We start from the raw sequence: 10,805 nt of genomic DNA, 5'->3' as shown, positions 1-10,805 counted from the left end.
GCCCTCACAAGGTCTGTACTTACACCGCGCCATCTCTTGACCCTACTTGTTTCAAAGAAGAGCATCGAGAGTACGAGATGAGGAGAGAGGACGAGAAACAGGAAAGAGTTCTCGTCTTCTCGTGAGCGCAGCGAACTCTCGATAATGCTCTTTCCCGATGCTTCTTATTGGTCTCGCAAGGCAGAAACTGGTCTGTGCGAACAGACAGGCTTCAAAATCGCCTCCCGCCGAAGGCAGCCTTGCGTCCCCGGATGCTTTTCCGGGCATTGCATCCTTGCGCGATTTTTGCCAGCATCGCGACCTGGGATTTTCTTCCCAGCCTTGCGTCCGCCGATGTTCTTTCGGCGCCTTGCGTCTAATTTCAGCAGTGACTGGCTTTTCTCTCGTCTTCTCGTGAGTGAGCGAACGCCTCGACAGTGCTCTTTCTCGACGGTCTTATCAGTGAACGGGTTCATGATCTTGAACGGTCAACGGCGAACCATGTTTTAGAGCGATCAGCGGGTCCTCGTTCTTAAGCGCACAGCGGATCTTTGAGCGAGAAGACGCTTTGAGTTTGAGATGAAGCTTCGCTTCGAGAGAAACCCTATTCGAGACTACGAAGAACAGGGAGAAAAAGCAGATCCCGTGCAGGTGCATCACGGGATGACCAGGTAAGTGGATTTAAGGGAAGGTTCTACGGGGATGACAGTCTTTTCTTGCTTTTCGTCATTCTGACGAAGGTCCTGGTCAGAATCTCGATCCACGCGAAAAACGCGAACAGTTGCATGTGCAATGTTGCAAGTTATAAGAGCAAATGCTAAGAAAAAGGTTCTCGGGTTTGATTTCAACGAAGACGGCTCTAAACAGCGTTCAGCGGGTCTTCGTTCTTAAGCGCACAGCGGATCTTCGGTGGACGGAGGACCGTTGACGGACAACGTTTTCTTCGTCAGCGTTCAGCGGTTCCTAGCCCGCGAAGCGGAACTGGCCACCGAAGGTGACTGGCTTTCAGATCGCTTCCTGCCGAAGGCAGCCCTGCGTCCGCCGATGCATTCCGGCGCCTTGCGTCTTACTCCGCTCTTTCCTACCCCCAACCTGCTACCCCCGACCACGTTTCTGCCCTCTGATCCCTTCGGTCAGCTTTCCTTCCCGGCCAATCTTATGCCTTCTTTGGGGCTGTCGACAATATGCAGGTCCAGCTGGCTGAACGGTATCTCTATTCCGTTTTCATCGAATTTCGATTTTATGATCTTCGCGAGTTCTGTGCTTGAGGTGACGAAGTTAGGCCTCTCCACCCAGAATCTCACGACGAAGTCGATCGAAGACGCGCCATACCCGGTGAACTGGATCATGGGTTTGTGATTGTCGTCTACATATAGCTTTTCATAAGAGTTGACAGAATCCTCGAGTATCTTCATCACTTTGTTCAGATCGCTCGAATACGAAACGCCTACCGTGAGATCGTTTCTTCTTATATTTTCGGGCCAGAAGTGAATTATCGTTGCGGCCCAGACGTTTCTGCTCGGTATGGTTACGAGCTTGCCGTCCCAGGTTTTGATCAGTACGTGATTCAGTTTTATTTCCTGAATCCCGCCTGAGGTTCCGCCAATGTCCACGGCTTCCCCTTCGTAAACCAACTTGTTGATCATTATAAGAATTCCACAGATGAAATTGTCTAGAGGCTCTTTGACTGCGAGACCTACAATAATACCTGATACTCCGAGTCCGGCAAGCATAGGAGCCAGATTCTTGAAGAGAACCGAGATGATTATGAAGGCTGCCAGCGCATAGAACGCCAGATTGAAAAGCGTTCTCATGGTCTTACGATACTGAGTGGAGACAACGGTTGTCTTCTCCGCGAATTTCATGAATGCTTTGTAGAAGAGACCTGCCAGCCATTTTGCCAGCAGCAGGATTACAACGCTAATCCCTATTCTGATGGCCCACTCGATAATTGTACTGAGTACTTCATTCATGGTAATCCCTCCTATAGTCTCATGTAGTTATTCTTACATACGATCCTTCAAAAACCCAAATTCGATGAAAACGGAAGCCTTTCTACCGCCTAAGCAGTTTAGAGAAAGCGGCCGAGGTTCTAAGAATCGGAGCGTTTTGCCTTTTGATTACATGGACTGTGAAAAGCCGATCTCTTTCGAGAAGGGGCAGACCCTAATGCAAATACCGCAATCGGTTCCATTCGACCTCCAATAAGAGTAACAGAGCTCGTGACTAATTCTCCATTTCCTGGTTCCGTTGACGATCTCCTTTCCATTGACGGGTATTGCAGAAGCCGGGCACTTTGTCGAGCAAATACCGCAGCTGCCGCAGAAGCTCTCTAGGTCAACAACGATTGACTGGTCGCACTTCAAAGGCATATCCGTAGTTACCAGTCCGAGTTTTATTCTTGGGCCGAACCTGTCAGAGATGAGAAGGCCGTGTCTTCCGAAAACGCCAAGTCCTGAAGCTTCCGCCACCAGAGGGAGAATTGCGAGATAATTTCCGTCCATATGATTTCTAGCCGAGTATCCAAGACTTCGAATGAAATAGGAGATGCTTAGTCCGATCGTGGCTGCCTTCAGATACGTTCTGGAGCTCTCGACCATTGCGGTCATCGCCGGTGCGCTGTCAATCATATCCTTCTTTATTTCAACCGCGAATGCTATTCCAAAAGGAAGTAGATCGCTTATTTTCTTTCCGTAGTGTTCTCGATGCCTGCCTCTGTGGCTGTAATAAAACTCCGGTTTCATTTCTGCCACACCTACTAGATCTGCACCAAAATCGCGGGCGACCCTTTTGACTAGATCGGTGAAGCTTGACGAGTCGGATCGAAATTTGTTATTTGATGGCATACCTTCGCATAGAGGCCGAAGATCTTCTACAAGGGAGAAATTCGAACGGATTTCTGAAGCTTCAATCAGATCATAATAGAGGGAGCTTACGTCGCACAGATCCAGTTTGCTACGCAGTTCGTCATCAACCTCTTTCAGCTCGGGATGTCTAGAGTAGTAGTCACGGTACTCGGGAGATCCTGCTTCGTAGTTCATCCTGGCAAACATCGTGTCACGCTCATCGTATCTAGTCATTCTATTCACCACCGGCCTGCACTGATCATACAATTATACTAGCAGCGACTTTTGCATCCTATGCTGTCGACTGGATTTAAGACAGGCGCGACACAGTGACGGCTTCAAGCAATTTCGGCTCCCGATCACAGACTCTTTCCTTCATTTGTTTTGCTTTGCCCGATGCTAAACTTGTGAGGTATCCAGAGATTCAGTGACTCCAGAGGATCTATAACAGTGAGCAGTTTTTCAGCCTTCTAAACGGATTGCTCGGCCGTTCTGGCTTCATAGAAAAGCAGAACAGGACAGGTTTTCTCTGCCCGATCCTTTGTGGATCATCTTGGTGAGAAATCGCTTAGTCTCTTTCGAAAGAAGATTGAACATAATCACCAACTCATGGCCGATGAAGAGATCAAGAATCGGGCCTTTTGCTTTCAAGTGATTGACCGGGAAAAACAGTGAAAACTGCATGTATGTGGCGAAAATTAGGATGGTGATCAAATGAAGGATGGTAGGAAAAAATTCGACGCGATAGTTATCGGTTCCGGTCAGGGAGGCACTCCTCTGTCGCTTTCGCTTGCAGATGCAGGATGGAAGGTCGCACTTGTGGAAAGAAAGGCAGTTGGAGGTACATGCGTCAATGAAGGGTGTACTCCAACAAAGACTATGATAGCCAGCGCAAGAGTAGCGCATCTGGTAAAGCGCGCAGGAGATTTCGGAGTTCATGCCGGGGAGTTCTCGCTCGATCTGGAGAGAGTTATCCGGCGGAAAAAAGAAGTGGTTGAGAGTTTCAGGGAAGGAAGCAAGAAAAGGATTCTCGATTCTCCAAACCTATCATTGATAGAAGGCAGCGCGCGTTTTGTAAGGGAAAGACAGCTCGAAATAAGTCTTCTAAGTGGAAGTACGGAGTTCTTTGAAGCAGACATCATAGTGATAAACACCGGAACGAGACCTGCGAGACCTGAGATAAGAGGTCTGGATAATTCAGTGGCTTATGACTCGACTTCGATAATGGAGCTCGATGAGCTTCCGGAACACCTCATAATCGTTGGTGGCGGCTACGTTGGTCTCGAGTTCGGGCAGATGTTCCGACGTTTTGGAAGTGAAGTAACCATTATTCAAAGGGATAAACAGTTGCTCTCTCGCGAAGATGAGGATATCGCCGGCATGGTTTTGGAAATCATGAGGGACGAAGGTATCGAGGTCCTTCTAGATAGCGAACCGCTCCAGGCCAGAAGCGCCGGGGGCAACAGGATCAGCCTGAGAGTGCAATCTTCTGAGAAGGAAACGACATTAGTGGGAAGCCATCTGCTGCTCGCGACCGGCAGGTTACCCAATACTCCCGACCTGAATCTGGAAAAGAGCGGGGTTAAGGTTGACGATAGGGGATTCATAAAGGTAAACAACAAACTGGAGACCACGTCGGAGGGAGTTTACGCGATAGGAGATGTTAAAGGCGGACCGGCCTTCACACATATTTCCTACGACGACTTCAGAGTATTGAAACAGAACCTCTTGAACGGAGGAAGCTCGTCGATAGAAGAGAGGGATGTCCCTTATGTAGTATTCATTGATCCTCAACTTGGAAGAATAGGCCTCACCGAGAAGGAAGCATCGAGTCGGGGGTACAGCTATCGCGTGGCAAAGCTGCCTTTTGATAGGGTGGCTCGGGCCATTGAAACGGACGAGACACGGGGAATGATGAAGGCGCTTGTCGACTCAGAGACAGACCGGATTATCGGTGCCGCCATTCTAGGAGTTGAGGGCGGAGAGATTGTATCTGCAATTCAGATTGCCATGATGGGCGGGCTTCCATTCACTTCGCTCAGAGACGGCGTCTTTGCACACCCAACGCTCGTGGAATCATTGAACAATCTCTTCATGACGCTGGATGGCTGACCGTATTTGCAAGAGTATATTAGAATGCTCGCGGAATCTCTTTCGGGGTTAGTCGATGGAGGTAGCCCTTCGGGAAGAAAGGTGGTTGGATTTCGTGGCATTTAAAAGTCAATATTCCCTCGTGGGGTTCTAGTTGTAGCCCCGAATCTTTGTTGGTCTCTGAAAAGATGAGAACAACCTGTGCCTCTCTGTGAATCAGCTGCTTTCAGATTCTCCCTTTTTGGGGTTATCTGTCTGAGCCGAAATGGGAAAGAGGGAGAAACCGGATCTCAGATTCTGGGCTGGAGCTTTCAGTCGGAACATGGATATGTCAACAGAGACAACTGCGCATTGAAAACTTTCAGAGATAGTGTACAATTAAATGGAGTATAATTATCGGCAATACGAATTATGGAGGTAGGTTGTATGAAGAGAATAATGCTGATTGCACTGATACTAATGACGGCCATTGGCTTTGCACTGAAGGGACCGATTACGGTCGCATCGAAGATAGATACCGAAGGCGCACTGTTGGGACAGATGATAGTGATAGTCCTGCAGAAGAATGGCTTTGAAGTGAACGACAAGACTGAGTTCGGAACTACGAGTGTTATCAGAAAGGCGATCATTGCTGGAGAGATCGATATATATCCCGAGTACACCGGCAACGGAGGTTTCTTCTTCGATAACACTGATCCGGGTATATGGAAAAACGCGCAGCAGGGATTCGAGACAGTCAAGAGACTCGACTTTGAGAACAACGGCCTGGTGTGGCTGACCCCCGCCCCTGCCAACAATACATGGGCTCTGGCGATCAGGAAGGATCTTTCCGACAGTGAAGGAATAAAGACACTTGAAGACCTCGCGTCTTACCTGAATCGCGGCGGCTTCATTAAGCTGGCCGCTTCAGAGGAGTTTCTTACCAGACCGGACGCTATGCCGGCTTTTCAGGAGGCTTATGGCTTCGAGCTTTCAAATGAGCAGCTACTTGCCTTCTCTGGAGGAAATACCGCTCAGACCATAAGGGCCGCTTCCCAGAACATTGACGGTGTAAACCTCGCGATGGCATATGGTACTGACGGCGCCCTCTCTGCTCTCAAGTTGGTGGTCCTTGAAGACACCAAGGGAGTTCAGCCCGTTTACGAACCCGCTCCGATCGTTAGAAAGGAGATACATGAAGCCTATCCGGAAATCGAGGAGCTCCTCAAACCCGTTTTCGAGGCTCTTGATCTCGAGACGCTGCAGATGCTGAACGCTTCGATAGCGATAGAAGGTTTAGATGCGGGATACGTCGCCGAGCAGTTCCTCATATCGAAGTCTCTGATTGACTAGAGTTATGACGCTGATTTCCAGACGAAGAGACATGATGGCCATTCTAGGAATGGCCATCATGTTGTTGTCTCTCCTGGTCCCGGGATTCCTTTCAGTTAAGGAGACGAGAATCTCGGAGACATTTCCCGTAGCTTTAGGCAGCTTCTCAAATGTGGGCCTCTCTCTCCTGCTAGTGGCCTCATTTGCAGTCTTGTTTTTGTCCTACGCGGGATTCAGCTTTTTGATGGGCCTCGTGGGAGGGATTGCCCCCGTCTTCGGCTTCTTTCTGGCCGGAAGACATGCCGCCTCTATAGCTTCAAAGGCAGGTCCCTTTGCAAGGGTCTCCCCTTCCACCGGTTTGTGGGTTCTTCTCCTGGCCGGCTACATTGTTGTATTCGCTGCCAGAAGAAGACTGAAGGACAGGAAGATCATCTCATCGCTTCTGGTCTTGGTTCCGATTGGCCTGTTCCTGTTGCTTCTCGGCTCGGGTCATCTGAAAGACCTTGCAATAATGAAGGAGTACGCAAACAGAAGCAACAGATTTCTTGAAGAGACTGTGAGGCATCTCGTAATTGCAGGAGGAGCAGTTCTCGTCGGAGTGCTTATAGGAGTGCCGCTTGGAATAGTTGCCAACAGGTCTCCAAAGATCGAAAGACCTGTATTCGCTGTTGTGAACTTCATACAGACGATCCCGAGTATAGCCCTTTTCGGCTTGCTAATAGCTCCGCTATCCTACCTTTCACGCAGTCTGCCATTTCTTAGGGAGATAGGAATAACGGGTGTCGGCTGGGCTCCGGCCATGATAGCTCTCGTCCTGTATTCGCTTCTCCCGATAGTCAGAAACACTTACTCAAGTCTGAAGGTTATTCCCACAGATACCGTGGAGGCTGCCAGGGCGATGGGAATGAGCAGAATTCAGGTTCTCGGAAAGGTCGAGATTCCGATTTCGCTGCCGGTTGTCCTTGCTGGCGTTAGAACAGCGGCCGTTCAGGCCGTGGGGAACACTACCATGGCGGCCCTGATCGGAGCAGGAGGCCTAGGGGTTTTCGTATTTCAGGGTCTCGGTCAAGCCGCAATGGATCTTGTCCTTCTAGGAGCGTTGCCTATAGTTGCTCTCGCTTTGATAGTCGATTCCCTAATGCAGCTGCTTATAGGAATACTGACTCCTAAGGGGTTAATCTCGGAGGGAGCCAATGATTAGATTTGAAGATGTTACAAAGAAATACGACGAGAATACGCTGGCCGTAGATTCGATTACCTTCGAGATCCCCTCGAACGAACTGACGGTTCTAATCGGGCCTTCGGGATGTGGTAAGACGACTACGCTCAAGATGATAAACAGGATAGTCAGACCGACAACGGGGAAGATCCTGATAGACGGCAACGACGTAACCGTCATGGATGTGAAGCAGCTCAGGAGAGGAATTGGTTACGTAATCCAGAACGTGGGGCTCTTTCCACATATGTCGGTGAAGGATAACATTGCCACCGTGCCGAGACTGCTGAAGTGGGAGAGATCGAAGATAGATAGAAGAATCTCTGAACTGCTTGAGCTTGTAGGGCTTGAGCCGAAATCTTATGCAAAGAAACTTCCGAAAGAACTGTCGGGCGGCGAGGCCCAGAGAGTCGGCGTTGCGAGGGCGCTTGCAGCCGATCCCCCGATAATACTTATGGACGAGCCCTTCGGAGCGGTAGACCCATTAACTAGAGTGAGGCTCCAAGACGAGTTTGCCAGAATTCAGGAGGAACTCCACAAGACGATCGTCTTCGTAACCCACGATATAGATGAGGCGATAAGGCTTGCAGATAGAATCGCGGTCATGAAAGCGGGCAGAGTCCTTCAATATGACACTCCCGAAGAGATCCTGGCGCATCCGAAGGAGAAATTCGTCCACGACTTCATGGGATCAGATAGAGCGCTGAAGAGGCTCTCGAGGATCCCGGTCGGGGAGTATATAGAGGAGAGCTTCGCGATAGACCTTTCAGGAAGCTGGGAACAGCTAGGCAAGATCGAAGAGGAGTTCGTCTGGGCGCTGGACAAGGATAAGAGACTTGTCGGCTGGGTAGATGTCTCCCATTCGAGCAGGGAGAAACCGGTAAGAGAAGCTCTGACTGAAATGAAGGAAGAAGAGATCTTGAGTCCGGACAGCACTGTTAAGGAGGCGCTTTCCAGAATGCTTGAAAGCGGAACCGCGGCGTTGCCGGTCGTCGAGAGAACGGGGCGTTTTCTCGGCCAGATAAGCATGACCAGAATCCAGGAGTTGACCAGAAGTGACAGAGAAGAGAAGTAGAGTCTTATCCTGGGTCTTGTTGGGACTGTTCTTGCTGGCCTTCGTCCTTCTCATCTCTAATATGGCATGGTGGGAGAGCTTTCTGCGATGGTTCTTTCCCGGAGAGAAGCAGGTTCTTCATCCAAGAGGGACTTTGTTGGAGCTAGTGGCCGAACATCTCTGGATGGTCATCGTATCCAGCGGACTTGCCACCATTATCGGCATCTCGATAGGAGTGCTGGTTACACGTCCGATGGGCAGGCAGTACTTGCCTCTCGTTTCAAACCTGAGTTCCCTCGGCCAGACCTTCCCTCCCGTCGCTGTTCTCGCTCTCGCCGTACCGTTGCTGGGATTTGGATTCAAACCGACGGTCGCCGCTCTGCTGCTTTATGGACTGCTTCCCATCTTAAGAAACACAATAGTGGGAATTGAAAGCATCCCCGCAGATGTGCGTGAAGCAGCATATGGAATGGGTATGTCTTCGTGGCAGGTGCTGTTTAGAATTGAGCTCCCGCTTGCGCTCAAAGTAATCATGTCGGGGATTCGGATTTCGGTCGTAATAAACATCGGAACGGCAACTGTGGGGGCAACCATTGGGGCCGGTGGCCTCGGGTCGCCCATTATCGCCGGGCTTGTCGCAGAGAATCCCGCCTTTGTACTTGAGGGGGCCATTCCTGCGGCGCTTCTCGCATTTTCAGCCGATGCGTTGCTCGGTAATATCGAGAAAACGATTTCTACAGCGTAGGATTTGCCTCTTGAATCAGGTGTCCTTTTCGGCGTGCAACTGCGGGCTTTCCGTAAAGAGTTCCTCGGAGTTATCCTGTTCATGCCCTTGCCTCTTGCCGACAAGAAGATCTCCCATCGCCCTCAGGTCGTTTCCCGAAGGATTCTGGAATACCCTCAGATCGAAGTGAGGGAGTGTAGCAAAGATGTGATCGAAAATGTCTGACTGCAGAGATTCGTAGTTAACCCATGATGTGTCTTTACTGAAGGCGTATATCTCCAGAGGCAGCCCGGTATCGGTCGGCTGCAACTGCCTGACCATCATGATAAGATCTTTGTTTGTCCCGGGATGATTTCTGAGGTAGGCGGTCAGGTATGCCCTGAAGGTCCCAATGTTAGTCATCCTTCTGCCGTTGACCGGTTCGGTTACGTCTACCTCGTTCATTCTGTTGAACTCCTCGATCTCCTTCTTTCTGCTTTCGAGGTAAGGTCTCAGAATCTGGATCTTGTACAGCCTGTCATACAGGTCGTCATCGAGAAAGCGGACGGAAGAGGTGTCTATGTAGACAGATCTCTTGATTCGCCTTCCGCCGGCCTGAAACATCCCCTTCCAGTTCTTGAACGATTCAGAGATTATCGCGTATGAAGGGATTGTAGTTATCGTCTTGTCCCAGTTCTGAATTCTTATCGTTGTAAGGGTAATGTCGATTACATCACCATCGGCCTGGTATCTTGGAACCTCTATCCAGTCCCCGATGCTCACAAGGTTGTTCTTAGAAATCTGGATGCTGGCGACGAGCCCGAGAAGTGAATCCCTGAATATGACGAGGAGGACGGCGGTCATCGCACCGATTCCGCTCAGGATACCCCACGGAGAAATCCCCGTCAGAACGGACACCGCAACGACGCCGGCTATGATATACACCATTAGTTTCACAACGGTCATGTAGCTCTTTATCGGCTTATCCTTAGAGGTTTCCAGAGACTGATAAGCGCTTGTGAAAACGTCCAGGAAGGCATCGATCACAACGGCGGCGATGAATATCAGATATGTGGTTACCAGCCTGTAGATTACGTCGCTTATCGCGGGGAATGCAGGAGCGAATAGCGCAATCACGATGGCCGGTATCATAAGGGCAATTTTGTTGAGCAGTTTGTGTTTTACGAGAAGGTCGTCCCATTTGAATGCAGATTTTCTCACAATAAGCTCAATAGGCTTAATCAGGACCTTTTCGAAGATGTATTTGGATAAGAAGGCGACGACTATCATGATTATTCCAACAACTATGTTGGCAAGTACCAAGTCAAAAGTCTCACTGAGTCCGAGAGCCGAAAACCACCCGGCAAAGATATTGACCACTAGATCGCCCCCTCAAAGATATGGTCACTAGATAGCCCGCTCAGACAATAATAACATCACTGACTCCATAACTGCCTCTTCACGTTGGGCTTCCAACATCAGACACTTATCGATTTGCCAATCCCCAAAGTCGAGAAGTGAATGGAATTATTCCGATCAAAACGTCAATCTGAATGGAGGCTTTCAGAGATCGCCACAATGTCGTAAAATAGTGTATTGGAGGTG

General features: G+C 49.7%; 8 protein-coding genes. 5 read left to right on the top strand and 3 right to left on the bottom strand.

What is annotated here, in order from left to right:
- Positions 1-1,112 precede the first annotated feature (1,112 nt).
- Together Q502_RS12255 and Q502_RS12250 are read right to left on the bottom strand one after the other, a co-directional pair.
- Positions 1,113-1,952 carry a mechanosensitive ion channel family protein gene (locus Q502_RS12255; protein ID WP_102818809.1) on the bottom strand — a complete coding sequence of 280 codons (840 nt, stop codon included), beginning with the start codon at positions 1,950-1,952 and terminating at the stop codon, positions 1,113-1,115.
- Positions 1,953-2,099: 147 nt separating this feature from the next.
- Entirely contained in the window at positions 2,100-3,059 is a 960-nt protein-coding gene (locus tag Q502_RS12250; protein ID WP_102818808.1) for a 4Fe-4S dicluster domain-containing protein, read from the bottom strand.
- Between the two features lie 480 nt (positions 3,060-3,539).
- Between Q502_RS12250 and Q502_RS12245 the strand changes: the two genes are divergently transcribed.
- From Q502_RS12245 to Q502_RS12220, 5 genes are all read left to right on the top strand, one after another.
- The gene (locus tag Q502_RS12245; RefSeq protein WP_102818807.1) at positions 3,540-4,937 is read left to right on the top strand and encodes a mercuric reductase; all 1,398 of its coding nucleotides are present in this window, start codon (positions 3,540-3,542) and stop codon (positions 4,935-4,937) included.
- 405 nt (positions 4,938-5,342) lie between these two features.
- Complete coding sequence (locus tag Q502_RS12235) at positions 5,343-6,248, top strand: ABC transporter substrate-binding protein (RefSeq protein ID WP_099831004.1); 906 nt, start codon at positions 5,343-5,345, stop codon at positions 6,246-6,248.
- A complete protein-coding gene (locus Q502_RS12230; RefSeq protein ID WP_258001647.1) occupies positions 6,241-7,428 on the top strand; it encodes an ABC transporter permease in 1,188 nt (395 codons plus the stop codon). Before Q502_RS12235 ends, Q502_RS12230 begins: the two co-directional genes overlap by 8 nt.
- Positions 7,421-8,518 carry an ABC transporter ATP-binding protein gene (locus Q502_RS12225; RefSeq protein ID WP_102818805.1) on the top strand — a complete coding sequence of 366 codons (1,098 nt, stop codon included), beginning with the start codon at positions 7,421-7,423 and terminating at the stop codon, positions 8,516-8,518. Before Q502_RS12230 ends, Q502_RS12225 begins: the two co-directional genes overlap by 8 nt.
- Entirely contained in the window at positions 8,499-9,242 is a 744-nt protein-coding gene (locus Q502_RS12220; protein WP_102818804.1) for an ABC transporter permease, read from the top strand. Before Q502_RS12225 ends, Q502_RS12220 begins: the two co-directional genes overlap by 20 nt.
- Positions 9,243-9,257: 15 nt before the next feature.
- Here the strand turns inward: Q502_RS12220 and Q502_RS12215 are convergent, their stop codons facing one another.
- Positions 9,258-10,580, bottom strand: coding sequence for a mechanosensitive ion channel family protein (locus Q502_RS12215; RefSeq protein ID WP_102818803.1), 1,323 nt, complete (start codon positions 10,578-10,580; stop codon positions 9,258-9,260).
- Positions 10,581-10,805 lie beyond the last annotated feature (225 nt).

It is taken from the genome of Mesotoga sp. Brook.08.YT.4.2.5.2., assembly GCF_003351125.1.
Lineage (GTDB): Bacteria > Thermotogota > Thermotogae > Petrotogales > Kosmotogaceae > Mesotoga.
This window is presented reverse-complemented; position numbering and strand designations above follow the sequence as displayed.

Excerpts from the sequence above, each read along its gene's own strand:
- Q502_RS12245 (WP_102818807.1), top strand. The coding sequence starts at position 3,540 with ATGAAGGATGGTAGGAAAAAATTCGACGCGATAGTTATCGGTTCCGGT.
- Q502_RS12225 (WP_102818805.1), top strand. The coding sequence starts at position 7,421 with ATGATTAGATTTGAAGATGTTACAAAGAAATACGACGAGAATACGCTG.
- Q502_RS12250 (WP_102818808.1), bottom strand. The coding sequence starts at position 3,059 with ATGACTAGATACGATGAGCGTGACACGATGTTTGCCAGGATGAACTAC.
- Q502_RS12255 (WP_102818809.1), bottom strand. The coding sequence starts at position 1,952 with ATGAATGAAGTACTCAGTACAATTATCGAGTGGGCCATCAGAATAGGG.
- Q502_RS12235 (WP_099831004.1), top strand. The coding sequence starts at position 5,343 with ATGAAGAGAATAATGCTGATTGCACTGATACTAATGACGGCCATTGGC.